The sequence below is a fragment of the Pseudomonas sp. B21-047 genome (assembly GCF_024748775.1).
Lineage (GTDB): Bacteria > Pseudomonadota > Gammaproteobacteria > Pseudomonadales > Pseudomonadaceae > Aquipseudomonas > Aquipseudomonas capeferrum.
Genome location: NZ_CP087169.1, coordinates 919,985 through 934,567 on the forward strand (window position 1 = coordinate 919,985; position 14,583 = coordinate 934,567).

18 protein-coding genes are annotated in these 14,583 nt (G+C 59.2%); 7 read left to right on the forward strand and 11 right to left on the reverse strand.

Going from position 1 to position 14,583, the window contains the following annotated elements:
- The first annotated feature begins 19 nt into the window (after positions 1–19).
- The gene (locus LOY26_RS04140; RefSeq protein ID WP_033701215.1) at positions 20–403 is read left to right on the forward strand and encodes a lysozyme inhibitor LprI family protein; all 384 of its coding nucleotides are present in this window, start codon (positions 20–22) and stop codon (positions 401–403) included.
- A gap of 105 nt (positions 404–508) precedes the next feature.
- Here the strand turns inward: LOY26_RS04140 and mnmH are convergent, their stop codons facing one another.
- Both mnmH and selD read right to left on the reverse strand, forming a co-directional pair.
- Positions 509–1,606 carry a tRNA 2-selenouridine(34) synthase MnmH gene (mnmH, locus tag LOY26_RS04145; RefSeq protein WP_186661034.1) on the reverse strand — a complete coding sequence of 366 codons (1,098 nt, stop codon included), beginning with the start codon at positions 1,604–1,606 and terminating at the stop codon, positions 509–511.
- The gene (gene selD, locus LOY26_RS04150) at positions 1,606–2,640 is read right to left on the reverse strand and encodes a selenide, water dikinase SelD (RefSeq protein ID WP_186661032.1); all 1,035 of its coding nucleotides are present in this window, start codon (positions 2,638–2,640) and stop codon (positions 1,606–1,608) included. The genes mnmH and selD overlap by 1 nt, the downstream gene beginning before the upstream one ends.
- 126 nt (positions 2,641–2,766) lie before the next feature.
- On the opposite strand from selD, the gene LOY26_RS04155 reads away from it, so the two are divergent.
- The 4 genes from LOY26_RS04155 to phnE are packed head-to-tail and all read left to right on the forward strand — an operon-like array spanning position 2,767 to position 6,006.
- Positions 2,767–3,621 (forward strand): putative selenate ABC transporter substrate-binding protein, encoded by an 855-nt coding sequence (locus LOY26_RS04155; RefSeq protein ID WP_186661030.1) that lies wholly within the window; start codon positions 2,767–2,769, stop codon positions 3,619–3,621.
- Complete coding sequence (locus tag LOY26_RS04160; RefSeq protein ID WP_186662903.1) at positions 3,618–4,421, forward strand: phosphonate ABC transporter ATP-binding protein; 804 nt, start codon at positions 3,618–3,620, stop codon at positions 4,419–4,421. The genes LOY26_RS04155 and LOY26_RS04160 overlap by 4 nt, the downstream gene beginning before the upstream one ends.
- Complete coding sequence (locus LOY26_RS04165; protein ID WP_033701209.1) at positions 4,415–5,242, forward strand: ABC transporter permease; 828 nt, start codon at positions 4,415–4,417, stop codon at positions 5,240–5,242. The genes LOY26_RS04160 and LOY26_RS04165 overlap by 7 nt, the downstream gene beginning before the upstream one ends.
- Positions 5,239–6,006: a phosphonate ABC transporter, permease protein PhnE gene (gene phnE, locus LOY26_RS04170; RefSeq protein ID WP_258714425.1), complete on the forward strand. Its 768-nt coding sequence runs from the start codon at positions 5,239–5,241 to the stop codon at positions 6,004–6,006. The genes LOY26_RS04165 and phnE overlap by 4 nt, the downstream gene beginning before the upstream one ends.
- 29 nt (positions 6,007–6,035) lie before the next feature.
- Here the strand turns inward: phnE and LOY26_RS04175 are convergent, their stop codons facing one another.
- The 3 genes from LOY26_RS04175 to LOY26_RS04185 all read right to left on the reverse strand — a co-directional run bounded on the left by LOY26_RS04175 (position 6,036) and on the right by LOY26_RS04185 (position 8,238).
- Positions 6,036–6,926 carry a bestrophin family protein gene (locus LOY26_RS04175; RefSeq protein ID WP_258714426.1) on the reverse strand — a complete coding sequence of 297 codons (891 nt, stop codon included), beginning with the start codon at positions 6,924–6,926 and terminating at the stop codon, positions 6,036–6,038.
- A gap of 96 nt (positions 6,927–7,022) precedes the next feature.
- Positions 7,023–7,502 carry a GNAT family N-acetyltransferase gene (locus LOY26_RS04180; RefSeq protein WP_033701206.1) on the reverse strand — a complete coding sequence of 160 codons (480 nt, stop codon included), beginning with the start codon at positions 7,500–7,502 and terminating at the stop codon, positions 7,023–7,025.
- 88 nt (positions 7,503–7,590) lie between these two features.
- Positions 7,591–8,238 (reverse strand): trypsin-like peptidase domain-containing protein, encoded by a 648-nt coding sequence (locus LOY26_RS04185; RefSeq protein WP_186661077.1) that lies wholly within the window; start codon positions 8,236–8,238, stop codon positions 7,591–7,593.
- A gap of 493 nt (positions 8,239–8,731) precedes the next feature.
- Here LOY26_RS04185 and LOY26_RS04190 point away from each other — a divergent pair, with 493 nt between their 5' ends.
- Entirely contained in the window at positions 8,732–9,154 is a 423-nt protein-coding gene (locus LOY26_RS04190) for a VOC family protein (RefSeq protein ID WP_258714427.1), read from the forward strand.
- A gap of 93 nt (positions 9,155–9,247) precedes the next feature.
- Here LOY26_RS04190 and LOY26_RS04195 read toward each other — a convergent pair whose 3' ends face one another.
- Together LOY26_RS04195 and LOY26_RS04200 are read right to left on the reverse strand one after the other, a co-directional pair.
- On the reverse strand, positions 9,248–9,694 hold the full coding sequence (locus LOY26_RS04195; RefSeq protein ID WP_258714428.1) for a hypothetical protein: 447 nt from the start codon (positions 9,692–9,694) through the stop codon (positions 9,248–9,250).
- Positions 9,695–9,974: 280 nt separating this feature from the next.
- Positions 9,975–10,208: a hypothetical protein gene (locus LOY26_RS04200; protein WP_258714429.1), complete on the reverse strand. Its 234-nt coding sequence runs from the start codon at positions 10,206–10,208 to the stop codon at positions 9,975–9,977.
- A gap of 281 nt (positions 10,209–10,489) precedes the next feature.
- Between LOY26_RS04200 and LOY26_RS04205 the strand changes: the two genes are divergently transcribed.
- Complete coding sequence (locus LOY26_RS04205; RefSeq protein ID WP_258714430.1) at positions 10,490–11,995, forward strand: hypothetical protein; 1,506 nt, start codon at positions 10,490–10,492, stop codon at positions 11,993–11,995.
- Here LOY26_RS04205 and LOY26_RS04210 read toward each other — a convergent pair.
- From LOY26_RS04210 to LOY26_RS04225, 4 genes are all read right to left on the reverse strand, one after another.
- The gene (locus tag LOY26_RS04210) at positions 11,973–12,632 is read right to left on the reverse strand and encodes a hypothetical protein (RefSeq protein ID WP_258714431.1); all 660 of its coding nucleotides are present in this window, start codon (positions 12,630–12,632) and stop codon (positions 11,973–11,975) included. The two genes, LOY26_RS04205 and LOY26_RS04210, sit on opposite strands and share 23 nt — an antisense overlap.
- 431 nt (positions 12,633–13,063) lie before the next feature.
- Entirely contained in the window at positions 13,064–13,651 is a 588-nt protein-coding gene (locus tag LOY26_RS04215) for a tail assembly protein (protein ID WP_258714432.1), read from the reverse strand.
- The gene (locus LOY26_RS04220; protein WP_258714433.1) at positions 13,651–14,010 is read right to left on the reverse strand and encodes a hypothetical protein; all 360 of its coding nucleotides are present in this window, start codon (positions 14,008–14,010) and stop codon (positions 13,651–13,653) included. Before LOY26_RS04220 ends, LOY26_RS04215 begins: the two co-directional genes overlap by 1 nt.
- A 256-nt stretch (positions 14,011–14,266) precedes the next feature.
- Positions 14,267–14,464: a hypothetical protein gene (locus LOY26_RS04225; RefSeq protein ID WP_033698165.1), complete on the reverse strand. Its 198-nt coding sequence runs from the start codon at positions 14,462–14,464 to the stop codon at positions 14,267–14,269.
- Between the last annotated feature and the right edge of the window lie 119 nt (positions 14,465–14,583).

The following is a 14,583-nucleotide window of genomic DNA, read 5'->3' on the forward strand; positions in this document are numbered from 1 at the left end:
ACTCACAAGGAGGGTTTGCATGATCAAGCATTACCTGGCAGGCCTGGCACTGGCCTGCGTGCTGCCGCTGGCGGTGGCGGACGACTATACGCCGGCCTATGGGCAGTGCATGGACAAGGCTTCAAGCACCCTGGCCATGAGCGAGTGCATCAACGCCGAGACCCACGTGCAGGACCAGCGCCTGAACCGGGTGTACAAGCAACTGATGGGCAAGCTGGATGCCGGGCAGCAGAAGACCCTTCGGGATGTACAGCGCAAGTGGATGGCCTACCGTGATGGCAACTGTATGTTCCATGTGCAGGCCAGTGGCGGAACCATGGCACAGCTGGAAGGCGGCACGTGCGTGATGGACATGACCCGTGACCGGGCGGCGGAGCTGGAGCGGGTGTTGGGGCCCGTGTAGGAGCGGCCTTGCGTCGCGAAAGGGTCGCGTAGCGGCCCCAGATTTCAGCTTCGCCGCGAATATTTTGGGGCCGCTACGCAGCCCTTTCGCGACGCAAGGCCGCTCCTACGACGAGCGGGCCTTGAGGTATTCGCGCACCTCTACAGCGTCCCCGGCAAACTCGATACGCTCGGCCTTGGCATCGCGCTGATAGGCATACATCGGGTCGTAATACTCCGTCAGCAACCCTTCGATCCAACCCCTGTGCAAATCCACCGAGCCACAGCGCAGTTGCTCGTCCAGCGCTTCACGCATGACCGCCGACAACCGCTGGAATCGCTCACCGCCCAGGCGCTTGTGGATATTGGCCAGGCTCTGCAGCATGCGCTCGGCGAACAGCCGCCGCCCCAGCTCTTCGCCGTGCAGCGCGACGAATTCGGCGCTCAGGTTGACCACGTAGTCGCGCAGGATACGTTCGACACGGTTCTCGAAGCTGTCCTCCAGCCACACCAACGGGTACTGCTGCATGCCTTGGTACAACGCCAGCGGCACCGTGCAACTGCCGACGATACGGCCTTCATCTTCGAGCACGAACTGCTCGATGCCGCGTGCGCGCTTTTTCAGCACATCGACGGCCAGCTTGTTTTCGAAGTCGATCTGCGCAGGTTGCGCCGTGGCGCGTTTGCCGAAGCTGGAACCGCGGTGGTTGGCGTGGCCTTCAAGGTCGAGGACGTTGCTCAGTTGCTGCAACACATCGGTCTTGCCGGTGCCGGTAAGGCCACCCAGCAGGACGAAATCGCAGTGCTCCACGGCGTCCTGGGTGGTATCGAGGAGGAAGGTGCGCATGGCCTTGTAGCCGCCCTTGACGCGGGGGTAGTCGATACCCGCTTCATCACGCAGCCACTGCTGGACAATCTGCGAGCGCAGGCCACCGCGCGCGCAATACAGATAGCCGTCAGGGTGGGCCCGGGCAAAGCTGGCCCAGGCGTGCAGGCGCTCACGCTTGGTCGTGCCTCTGACCAGTTGGTGGCCGAGGGTGATGGCGGCGGCCTGGCCCTGCTGCTTGAAACAGGTGCCGACCTTCTGCCGCTCCAGATCGTTCATCAGGGGCAGGTTGACGACACCCGGAAAGGCGCCTTTGGCAAATTCGACGGGCGCGCGCATGTCCATCATCGGCACGTCGTTCAAGAACAGCTGGCGGTAGTCGGTGCAGTCGGGGCGCATCAAAGCACCTCGACTGCATGGCCCTGTCGTTCGACCAGGGTGCCGATGGGTGCCAGCGCCAGGCCCAGTTCGGCGGCCACAGCGAGAAACTGCGCTTCACCCTCAGGGCTGACCGCCACCAGCAGGCCACCGCTGGTCTGCGGGTCGCACAGCAGGTGCTTTTGCTCATCGCTCAAGGCGCCGATCTTGTGGCCATAGCTGTCGTAGTTGCGCAGCGTGCCGCCTGGGATGCAGCCCTCGGCCAGGTAATGCTCGACACTCGGCAGGCGGGGGACTGCGGCGTAGTTCAGCCGGGCGGTGAGGTGGCTGCCTTCAGCCAGTTCGACCAGGTGGCCCAGCAGGCCGAAGCCGGTGACGTCGGTCATCGCCATGACACCGTCGAGCTTGCCGAAGCGGCTGCCGGGGGTGTTGAGGGTACACATCCAGTCGCGTGCCAGGCCCTGGTCCTGTTCACGCAACTTGGCCTTTTTCTCGGCGGTGGTGAGGATGCCGATGCCCAGCGGCTTGGTCAGGTACAGCTGGCAGCCTGCAGTGGCGGTGTCGTTGCGCTTGAGGTGGCGCTTGCTGACCACGCCGGTGACGGCCAGGCCGAAGATCGGCTCCGGGGCGTCGATGGAGTGGCCGCCGGCCAGCGGAATACCGGCTTCGGCACACACCGCACGCCCGCCGCGAATCACTTCGCGGGCGACTTCCGGCGGCAGCACGTTGACTGGCCAACCAAGGATGGCGATGGCCATCAACGGGTCGCCGCCCATGGCGTAGATGTCGCTGATAGCGTTGGTGGCGGCGATACGGCCGAAGTCGTAGGGGTCATCGACGATCGGCATGAAGAAGTCGGTGGTCGAGACCACGCCGCGTTCCTCGTCCAGGGCATACACGGCGGCATCATCGCGTGAAGCATTGCCGACCCAGAGCTTGGGGTCCAGGGCCTGGGCGCCGCTTTCGGCCAGGATCACGTCCAGCACCTTGGGGGAAATCTTGCAGCCACAACCGGCGCCGTGGCTGTACTGGGTCAGGCGGATTGGCTCGCTCATACGTTCCTCAGCAGATCAAATCGTTGCGCGATTGTAGCAAAGCTGGTCATTGCGCCGTGGCGCCTTATAATTTGCACGGACGGCGCGGCAGCCGCCCCTAAGCCCACTAATGCCCTGGAGATGTCAATGTTCAAACGCCCTGTGGCGCTCGTCGCCAGCCTCGTGCTGTCCTGCTGTGCCGTGATCGCTCAGGCTGCAGAAACGCTGCGGGTCAGTGCCATCCCCGACGAAGCCCCCACCGAACTGCAACGCAAGTTCAAGCCGCTGGGGGAGTACCTGTCCCGCACGCTGGGCATGGAGGTGAAATTCGTGCCGGTCTCCGACTACCCGGCGGTGGTCGAGTCGCTGGCCTCGGACCGCCTCGACCTGGCTTGGCTGGGCGGCTTCACCTTTGTCCAGGTACATCTCAAAGACCCCAATGCCACGCCGTTGGTACAGCGTGAGCAGGACGCGCAGTTCACGTCCAAGTTCATCACCGCCAACCCCAATGTGAAGAGCCTGGCCGACCTCAAGGGCAAGTCGTTCGCGTTCGGGTCGATATCGTCCACCTCGGGCAGCCTGATGCCGCGTTACTTCATGCTCAAAGAGGACAAGATAAAGCCTGAGGACTACTTCAGCCGTGTGGCTTACTCCGGTGCCCACGACGCCACTGCGGCCTGGGTGCAGGCGGGCAAGGTCGATGCTGGGGTGCTCAATGCCAGTGTCTGGCAGAAGCTGGTGGATGCCGGCAAGGTCGATACCAGCAAGGTCAAGGTGTTCGCCACCACGCCCACCTATTTCGACTACAACTGGACCGTACGCGGCAACATGGACCCGGCACTCAAGGCGAAGATCAAAAAGGCATTCCTCGACCTCGACCCGGCCAACCCCGAGCACAAGGCGATTCTCGACCTGCAGGCGGCCAGCCGTTTCATCGAGACCAAACCTGAGAACTACCTGGGCACCGAACAAGCCGCGCGCGAGGCCGGCCTGCTCAAGTGACGGCTATTCGTTTGCACGGTGCCAGCCTGCGCCACGGCCAGGTGCGTGCGCTTGAAGCGGTGAGCCTGAGCATCGAGCAGGGCGAGCGGGTTGCGATCATCGGCCCGTCAGGGGCGGGCAAGTCCAGCTTGCTGCACCTGATGGCCACCGCTATCCAGCCCAGTGACGGGCGGCTGGAGCTGTTCGGTGTACTGCCCTGGGCGCTGTCTGGCAGGGCGCGTCAGCGGTTGCGGGCGCGGGTTGGCTTGGTGCACCAGGCGCCGCCCTTGCCGCCGCGCCAACGGGTGGTCACGGCGGTGCTGGCAGGGCGGCTGGGGCAGTGGGGCACCTTGCGTGGCTTGCTCAACCTGTTGTACCCGACCGATGTAGCGGGCGTGCGCCAGGCGTTGGCAGAGTTGGGGCTGGCCGACAAGCTTTTCGTGCAGTGCGGGCAGCTGTCTGGCGGCCAGTTGCAACGGGTGGGCATCGCCCGGGTGTTGTATCAGCGGCCGGCACTGCTGCTGACCGACGAGCCGGTGTCGGCGATGGACCCGGTGCTGGCCGACCACAGCCTGGCATTGCTCAACCGTCACGCCCAGGCCAACGGCGTCACGCTGGTGGCCAGCCTGCATGCGGTCGAGCTGGCATTGGCGCACTTCCCGCGGGTGATCGGTATCCGTGAGGGGCAGGTGGTGTTCGACAGCCCGGCCGCAGCCGTCAGCCCGCAGATGCTGGCGGCACTCTACGCCAACGAACAATTGGCGCCGCCGCCCACGCCGGGGCCTACGCCTGCGCTGACGGTACAGATCCCACGATGCTGAAGGCCGATACCCGCGACCCAGCGGCGCTGCCACGGTTGCTGCTGACCCTGCTGGCCTTGGCGGTGTTATGGCCGGGGGTGCAGTTGAGCGAGCTGAACCCGGGTGTGCTGTGGCAGGCCGAGAATCGTCAGCAGATCGCCAGTTTCACCCAGGCGTTCTGGCCACCGGCGCATGATGCCGAGTTTTTGCTGCTGCTGTTCGAGGCCACGCTGCAGACCCTTGCCGTGGCCACGGCCGGCATGGCCCTGGCGCTGCTGCTGGCGGTGCCGGCCAGCCTGCTGGCCAGCCGCGCCTTGTCGTTGCGGGCGGCCTCGCGCGGCGGCCGGGCCGGGCTGTTGTCGCGGGTGCTGCGCATGCCGGTGCGCGGGCTACTGATCTTTCTGCGTAGCGTGCCGGAAATCGTCTGGGCCTTGCTGTTCGTGCGTGCCGTAGGGCTTGGGCCAACGGCCGGTGTGCTGGCCATCGCCATTACCTACAGCGGCATGCTCGGCAAGGTCTATGCGGAAATCTTCGAGTCGGTCGACCAGCGCCCGGCCCATGCGCTGTTGCAGGCGGGTAGTGGCCGGCTGATGGCTTTCTTCTACGGCATCTTGCCCAATGCCGTGTCGGAGGTGGTGTCCTACACCGTCTACCGCTGGGAGTGCGCGGTGCGGGCTTCGGTGGTGATGGGCTTTGTCGGTGCCGGCGGCCTGGGGCAGCAGATCGACCTGTCGATGCGCATGTTTGCCGGTGCGCAAGTGGCGAGCATGCTGCTGACATTCCTGTTGCTGGTGTCTTTTGCTGACATGCTCAGCCGCTTCCTGCGGGCGAGGCTGGCATGAACCGGGTGATCAACCTGCTGGTGCTCGGCGCGCTTGTGGCAGCGGTGGTGGCCTCGTTCGCTTACCTGGAGCTGGACCTGCAGGCGCTGGTAGGTGACGGCGGGTTGGGGCAGATGGCCGAATATGCGCGGCGCTTCCTGCAGCCAGACCTGTCCGCCGAGCATTTGCGCGCGGTGGGGCGTGGCGCCTTGGAGACCTTGGCCATGTCTGGCCTGGGTACCTTGCTGGCAGTCATGCTGGGTGTGCTGCTGGCGTTGCCGGCGGCGGGCCGGTTCGGCTGGCCGCTGCAGGCTGCGGCGCGGGTGCTGCTCAATGCCTTGCGGGCCATCCCCGAGCTGGTCTGGGCGGCGCTCACCGTGCTGGCAGCAGGGCTTGGCCCGAATGCCGGCACCCTGGCCCTGGCGTTGCACACCGCCGGGGTGCTGGGCCGGTTGTTTGCCGAGGCCCTGGAGAACGCGCCGGCCGAGCCTGCGGCCGCCATTCGTTTGCAGGGTGGCAGCCAGATCGCGGCATTCTGCTTTGGCACTTTGCCCAACCTGTGGCCGCAGTTGTTGGCCTACAGCCTGTACCGCTGGGAGAACAACATCCGCATGGCGAGCGTGCTGGGGTTTGTTGGGGCGGGTGGCTTGGGGCAGATGCTCTATACCACCTTGAGCCTGTTCCAGGAGGCGCAGGCCAGCACGGTGATCCTGGCGATGCTGGTGCTGGTGTTGCTGGTGGATGCGTTGAGTGATGTGCTGCGCCAGCGCTATGTGCGCGCCTGATCGGGGCTGCAAAGAGGCCCCGACAGCCGTCAGGTCACCTGTTCCCCATGCTGCGCCTCCCGTTGCATCGACTCCAGGTTGCGCTCGATCGTCTCGCAGATGGTATCCATCTGGATCTGGTGCTCGCTGAACCGAAACGGGCTCTGCAGGTCGGTGCCGATGCGCTCGATGGCCAGCAGCATGAACCCCACCACCGTCGAGGCCAGCGGGGTAAACCAGCCCAGCGACTCGACCAGCCCCACCGGCACGATCAGGCAGAACAGCGTGATGAACAGCCGCGGAAAATACACATAAGGGTAGGGCAGCGGTGTGTTGGCAATCCGCTCCATTCCGCCCTGAGCATTGGACAGGTCCACCAGCGTCGACTCCAGCCTCGCCAGGCGGATGCTGTCCAGGCGCCCGGCCTGGTACTCCCGCGCCAGCAGGGCCGCCGAGCCGCTGAGGATGTCATTGGCGAAGTTGTTCGAGCGGTTGCGCCGCTCGAACTCCGCTGGGGGGATGAACGCCATCAGTTCATCCGGGCAACGGTCACCCTTGAGGTGCGCCGCCAGGCAGTTCACATAGGCGATATGGCGGCGCAGCAAGGTGGCCTTGGCCGGGTTCAGGCTATCGTCCGGGTCGTCGATCAGGGTCAGCGTCTGCCGGGCAAAGCTGCGCGAACTGTTGACCAGGGCACCCCACAACGTGCGCGCCTCCCACCAGCGGTTGTAGGCACTGCTGTTGCGAAAGCTCACCAGCACCACCAGCGCCGAACCCAGCAAGGTCAATGGAATCAGCGGCAGGGTGAACTTGCTGTTGAAGAACAGCATGAAGTCGATGGTGACCAGCACATCCCAGATCAGCAGCCAGAACAGCGACCAGCCGATGTAACCGATGGTCTTCACGACCAGGCGGTACTTGCGGGCGATGATCTTTTTCACACGGGGTACCTCGGAACACGGGGATGCAGGATCGGACGCCGAGTGAGGGTTATGGTTCGGTGTAGTCTCTCTTAGGGTGTTAACAGAAGTGTCGAGCTACCCAAGTATTTGCCTCATCTGCACCAACGCCACCCGCTTCCCATCCGGCGCCTGGCGCGCCTCGATGCCGAACGGCACAAAGCCCATCTGTGGATAGAGCAGCAACCCCGCCGTGTTGTGATTGAAGCACGACACCCAAACCTCCCGTGCCGCAAACTGCTTGCGGGCCAGCTCGACCATGGCGTTGACCAGGTAGCTGGCCACACCATGGCCGCGGGCCGCTGGGGCCACGACCACGTTGCCCAGGGCGCATACCCCGCCGTGCTCGGCTTTGTAGAAGTTGGCGAAGGCCAGCACCATGCCGCCGCCTTCCACCACCGTGGACCCGTTGCGCTGGGCGATGGCGTCGGTCAGTTGCGCGGGCGTGAGCGGGTAGGTGGCCTTGGGGAACATGTAGAACAGTTCGTCCGGGCCTTGAGGGAAGCAGCAGATGGCGGGGATGTCATTGGGCTGTACAGGGCGGTGGCTGAGGTGCATGGCAGGTCCTTTTACAGGCGTGTGGCTGGCGCTCACAGCGTAGCACTGCGCATGGGGCGCGGGCCTGTCGGGAGCGCCTGGCCGCCGCTCAAGGTTTGGCGGCCACCGCCACAAACCCCTTGATCGCGGCAGGCGCATGCGGTTTGGCCTTGCGTGCCAGCAGGTACTGGAAGCGCCGCCATTCCTTGTCGATCTCGCTGTACGACATGAACACGCTGACGCGCTCTTTATCGGCGAGGTCCGGGCGAGCGCGCACGTCGATCTCGTTCTTGGGGATGAACGCGACATTGATACCCACCACCTGGCCGTCATCGGCGAACACCGGCCCGCCCGACATGCCCTTGACCATGGGGCCGTCGTGCAACGAGTAGAAGACACTGCCCGGGGTGCCTTCGAGGCGTACCAGTGTTGGCAGGGCATGGCCCTTGCCCTGTACGGGCATCATCAGGCTGTTGAAGCCGACGGCCGTGACCGACTCACCTGGCACGTATTGCCGCCAATGCGGTACCTCACGCGCCTTGTGCTTGAAGAACACGACATCACCGAGGCCCTCGTGGACCACGTTGCGCAGGAAGGGGGTGTGTTTTGCGGTCACTGCGTAGTCTTCGTTCCACTGGATGGCACTGGCCATCAGCAACATCGGCAACGGCGCACCGGAGGTGACCACGAAAGCCTGGCTGTAGACGGGATCGGAGACGTAGGACGTTGGCACTCCATTGCACCCACTGAGCAGCATCATTGCCGCCAGACAGGGCACGGTTGTTTTCATGTGTCACACAGTCATGGAAAAATGGGAGCGCAAATATGGCTAAGTGCTATCACTCTGGCAATACTTTGTGCATATATCCGACGAGTAACATCTTAAGTAGGGGGGAGGAGGCTAGCCAATAGATTCGAGGCATGGCTGCTGCCCCGCTCGCCAGGCACGCGGCGTCAATTTGATGAGGGATCAAGGGCGCGTTTTTCGTGTTACTCATCACTCGCGATGAGGGTGATGAGCTCCATTGAGCTCCATTGAGCTGTATTGAGCTTGTCGGACAGTGAGAAGCTGCAGTTTGAGCCCTTGTTGCAGGCTGAACTGGATACCCTGACACTGAATAACTGTGCCAGGTATCGGCTGGGCATGAGCCAGGTGCAAGCGTGGATCGAGGCCGGACGCCCACGTTGACGAGGCGTACGCAGGGCATTGGTCGCACGTATTCATAGATCAAAACTGAAAGGAATCAAACATGCTGAAGCTCAATCCCCTGGTCCCCGAACTCATTGTTTCCGACCTCACACGAAGCCTTGCCTTCTACTGCGACATACTCGGCTTCAAGGTCGAGTACGAGCGGCCAGAAGATCATTTCGCTTTTCTTTCTTTCGGCGGCAGCCAACTTATGTTGGAACAGGACTGGCACAGTGAATCGCCTTGGCGGGTCGGGCCTCTTGAGCCGCCTTATGGGCGTGGTATCAACCTGTCCATCGAATGCCCGAACGCTTCAGCGCTGGTGTCGACACTGAAGGCGGCCGGGTATCCCCTCAGAAACCCGGTTGAAGAGCATTGGTACCGCAGCGGTGAATTACTGTTTGGTCAGCGCAATTTTCTGCTGCTCGACCCGGATGGTTACTTGCTCCGTTTTGCAGAAGCTATCGGCAGCAAACCCTGCTAGCCGCACCGGTCAAAGCGACTACCCATTCGGGTTGATTGGATCATCGCTATCATCCAAGGCGCCATTCGATGTCCCGGTGTGTGCTGGCCATTTCTACGGATTGCCCAATTCGATCACGCTATAGGTGAACTCGTTGGCCTGCTTGGCCTTGCCGCGCGCAGAGTCGGCGACTTGAAACCGGTCATCATCGTGGACCACCATTACCTGGCGGGCATTCAACGCTACAACGCCTTCCGGTTTGTTATCGAACCACAAGGGCGAGCCGTCGGGCCCGAGGAACGGTAGCGGTGTACCCGGTCCGTCCGGTTCAAGCAGTGACAATGGCAATGCCCACAAATAGCCACCAATCTGGTCACCCTGCTCATGGCTGGTGGTGGCCAGCAGGCGCTTGTTGAAGGGGTCGTATTCCAGGCTGGAAAGGCTCAGCGGTCTGTCGTCGCCCTGCACGCGCGGTTCGAATTGATAGGCCAGTTCGAAGGCGCCACTGATCTCGGGCTCACCGGCCGGCACTGTGATCGGCGCCTGCAGGTTCATTTTCATTTTGCGGCGCCTTGCACGAGGGATGAAGGCAAGGGCCAGCGTAGGGAAGGGTGCTGAGCCGGGGCAGAGGGCAGTTGTGCCAAGGGGCCGCGCGACGGTGCTTGAGGATTGCTAAACGCCAGGCACAAAAAAACCGACCATAAGGTCGGTTTTTTCTGGATTTTGGTGCCCGAGGGAGACCAATACTGATCAATACAAGCCTTGTAACATAGGGGGTTAAGCTGTTTCGATTGGGAATCTACTCACAAATCTACTCACTTTTTGCGTGCTTTGTAAACCCTCAGACATCTATGCCGTCTATTCGGACTGATGCTTGAGCGCCATCAGCATACGGGATGCTCACCTCGACTTTTTTGCCTGACTCGGTAGTGATTTCAATCACGAGTCGGTGAGGAGGGGCGGCAAAATCGTCTGTGAACAGGACGTGGACTGCCTCTTTGCATGAGTCACCTGTGGAGACCGGCCAGTAAGCTGAGCCGTCTTTGGCCGGCAGGTACACTTGAATGTTGGACATTTCCTTTCTCCTGGCTGCTTTACGTGTCTTAGCATCATGCTAGCCGACATCTATGATCCGTCTTTTACATGCCAATATTCCGAGCGACCCCTTGAAAGCCGAGCCTATCTGTAGGCAATCTGCACTCAGTATCCCTATAGATACCCGCGTGACTGACATACCTACATGCCGGTGGCGAGGTCGGCTGGATCTGGGCCTGACGCGCCGAGGTGAGAACCCTGCCGTCGTGCGTCATGAGCTAAAGTGATTTATTTGAGTTCTTAAATACAACGGAGCTGGTATTGAAAAGCAGTAGAAGAAAAGCAGAGTTTACGGAACGAGTTATCAAAGCCGCTAAGCTTGCGCCAATGCTTTTCCCAAAGCATCTCCGGCACCTCGCCCAAAGCCGTGATGAAATCGCATTCAGCGCTAGGGATTCGAGATTAAAAACTGCAAGCTTATTTTCAAGTGGTAACAATAATCTCAAGCTAAAAAGCATTCACTTATTGGTGGAGCTATCGTCCGAAGAGTTAACAAGATTAGAGGAGTGGCATCAAACCAATAATAGAGGATGGATAGAGGAAAGTCACAGAAATGCGATCTATACCAGGCAGCTTTTGGCGAGAGCTAGAGAGAACTTTATTGGAAAAATTGGAATTAATTCTTCCACTCAGTTTGGCTGCATTGACGTAATAAATGTCTACACTGAAACCTTTAGCAGCTGTTTATTGAGTCTTGTCCATTTGCCGACAGGTAGTGTGCTTCTCAATTTCGTAATATTTTGCACCGACAAAGCCATCAGTAGAATCCAGAATGTAGATATCTCTGAGTTGAGCCCAGTAGTGCAGTTCAAAGGCTATAATATCTTCAGGCGCGAAAGCGCTATAACTTATCATTATAGTCGACAAAATCTAGCGACAGAGTTAGTTCAGGGTGAACTTGGCGCTCTCGAACAGGAATCGCTCAAAATACTTCGCGCCGCGCTAGGAAAGATGAAGATAAACATGGACGAAGATCGTCCTGTTTTTAAAGGATTTGACTTAATTAACGACAGTAAATCCCTAGTATTTCCAGCCGACGCGACTAAGGAGGCGCGCCAGGAGGAATGCGAATTTGTACACAAGTCTCACCACTATCCACGATATCCAGAGCTGGAGAACTCCAATGTTTATCTTGATTTGAACGAATTTAAACATGAGTCGTACGATTTGTTAGTCGTAAGATCTCATGCCTTTGACTCTTTTAAAGGTGAGTTCGAATTAAATAATTTTAGGTGCGGCGAAAATGAAATTTTCGACTCCGCTATGGTTTTCTCTTTGATTACCATTCTTACTCATAAAATCACCTTTCAAATGAAATTGTTGGAAGCAGAAGCAGGCTACGGACAAAGATCGTCCAGCGACTCTGAAAAGCAGCGAGTAGTTTTTAATATTCTTGAAGCCCTCTCGCTCATAAAGGATGAAGCAAATTCTCTGATCGAAAGCGCTAACCGGATTTGCCAAGAGAAGTATCGTCCCCTTTTTTCTCGTCGACTCGATTATCTAGTGAAAGGCCTCGAGCAACTCGTCGCTCGTACAGAGCGAGAATATAAGTTTACAAGCGACAAGCTAAACATGGGCGTTATACGGAGCAATGGGCGTTACTCATTTATACTCAGTTGCTTTGCAGTGGTTCAGATAGCTTTAGCATACCTAGCGATCGACTGGCAGAAGCAACCGAATGTCGGGGTTCAAATTGGACAGATCAAAAATTTCTTCGCTGAAAAAGCGGCTGCTCTCTACCAGCTTATTCAGTTTTTAGTAAGTTAGCTCGTATGCTAGCCCCCCCCACAGGGGCTTCTCCGGCTGGCGGGACATAACTAAATTCAAGTAAAATCTCGCCCCCTCGCTTGTATATTTCTCCGATGATAGCGCGCTGATCTTCACAGATTGACATGTTGAAGTCGATTCGTTTACTACCGGGCGCCACTAGTGGAACTCCTAACAGGTTTCCGGAACAGGCGTAAGCTAAATTTGCGAAGCCTTTCTCAAGGAGGCTTTCAAAATCACACCATTGCTCAAGCTCCACCAGGTCATCGCTTTTTGGCGCATGCAAGTAATTGCCTAACCTCTCCCCGACTGATCTAAGTTCGGGCGTCACAGGAGTATATTTGCAAAGCATGAGCGGATAGCCACCTGAAAAAAGCGTAACTCTTACTTCTTCGGTACATCCTGCAAAAGCTTCCTCCACATTGCGCCCCAAGGCGGCTATCTGCCACCCCTGCTTTTTCTTTTCAGTTACATGCTTCTGATGCTCAAGATACTCTCGCAGCCTAGATTCGATTCCGAATCTCAATTCAAGAGCACTATAAAATAGGTAGGCTGGGTCGCTTTTCCCCTTTCCTAACAGGGTTCGGCCTCGGTTGAGATGATTAACTGCACCTCTGAAAAACTTGTCTGCGTCCATCTAATGCACCCTATATCCTTAATTGTTTTTACTTACCAAATGAAGCGTGTCGATCATTGCTGGCTTTGACACCCTAGACAACTGGCGGGTGTGTCGTATGGTGGATCCCCAAGAGTGTACCTAGAGGAGCTAAAGCTCAGAGCACCCTAAGGTGACCAGGTTCAAGGAGATGGTGGAGCTAGGAGCGATCTTTGACCGCATCTGCCTCAAAGTTTGCATATGGGGATGCACGGCTCGACCTTTTTGTCCAAGCTATCGCCGAAAGCCTCGTCCAACATAAGCACGCCCAGGATCCTAACCTTTATCTCACCTTGCAGCCTGCCACGATAAACGTTTGGGGTGGAACCAATCGGCTTTAGAGGGGCGCCTCATAATTGAGGACACCCCTACATCCCGGAATTTGGGTTGTTTACAGGTGGCTCAGGCTCACATCAAGCCTTGTCCTGCGCCACGATCGATGCCGAGATGATCGCCCCGCCCCAGCGACGATGGCCGATGCAGATCGGTACGGGTAAGCCGCTGGCAGTGGTGTTCTTGGCACTCCCAAAAGCGTAGCTCGGCAGGTTCTCAGGCGCCGCGCTTTGCGACAAGCCCTTAGCCTGTGGGCTGAGCATCTGAATAACACCGCCAGCGACCAACGCGATACCAGGCCCGTAGGTGGCGCCTCCGGTGAACGGTCCTGCAATGATCAGGGCGATTCCGACGATGGTCTGCAGCAGGCCAGCACGCTTGCTGCCATGCACTACCGGCACAAACCACAGCTCTCGAGCACCGCCTAGAGTCAGCTCACCGTCGCTAATGTTTTTGCCGTTCTTGAAGACGGCGAAGCGCAGCCCACGCCCCTCTGCTTCAGTCAGGTCTCGGGCGAAGCCTGGATAGTTAGCATCCAGCGCTTTGGCAGCCTCTTTCGCGTCACCGCGTTCCAATAGGAAGTGGTGATGCTTGCCGTACTTCTTGCCCAAGAAGCCGCCCAGGCGGATCTTGGTCTTCGGGGTGTAATCAATCACGCTTGCGGCCATCACACGGCCTCCTTTGGCATAGCCAGGTGCACACCCAGGCGCCGAGAAAGCATCTCGCGGCACTGCAACGCTTCCAGACGAATGGAGGCCTCTCGGGCAGGGTCAGGGTTCCAGTTGGGCGCATAGCTCCACATGGAAGCGCGAGCGCCGCGCATGGTGCCACGCAGTAAGTCGGCCGAGATTCGTGCCTCCTCCTCTGTGAAGAACACGCCATCGAGTTTCACCCTCTGGCCGGACTGGACATGGTCGACTTCCCACAACAGGTAACACGGACCGCCTTTGTCCAGAGCGAAGGTGACCACGTCACAGGCTCGGGCGAAACGCTCTTGAAAGGTAGATGGAGCTGGTTGAATGGTCATCAGCGGTAAGGCTCCAGGTGTTAACTCGTCGGTGTTAAAGCGTTAACTTTTCGAGGTTAAAGGTGTTAACTCGGTTAACGTCTGTCAGAGCGCGTTATCGGCTTCTATGCGCCTGTTTCCGTGGCTTCCAGCCCCATGCACGTTCGGCATGGTGTTAACGTCGGATTAACATTTTTTGTTAAAGGGGGAAAAAATCTGTGCGTGGGGTCGGAGGCGGTCTAGGTCAGCGGACCTTCCAGACTTTCGACCCGCCCCCTCAGTAGGTCGGCGCGATGTACGGCGGCGCCGACCTGATCTGCTCCAGCGCTTCGGCTGCGCTCAGGCCGCTGGCCAACAGGCGATCGATCTCTTTGCTCAAGCGCTCACGCTCTTCCATCTGGCGCAACAGGGCGCGGCTGTGGGCGATCTGGTTGAGGGCTCGTTGAACTGGCTTGGGTAGATGGGTATGGCTCATGGTCTTCTCCGTTGTGAATGAAAAGGCCCGCGAGTGCGGGCCAGTGCCGGATCACCCCACAAAGGAAAGAAGGGCTCCGACTGCTGCGGTTAGGAGGTCGTGGCACTCACAGCTAACCC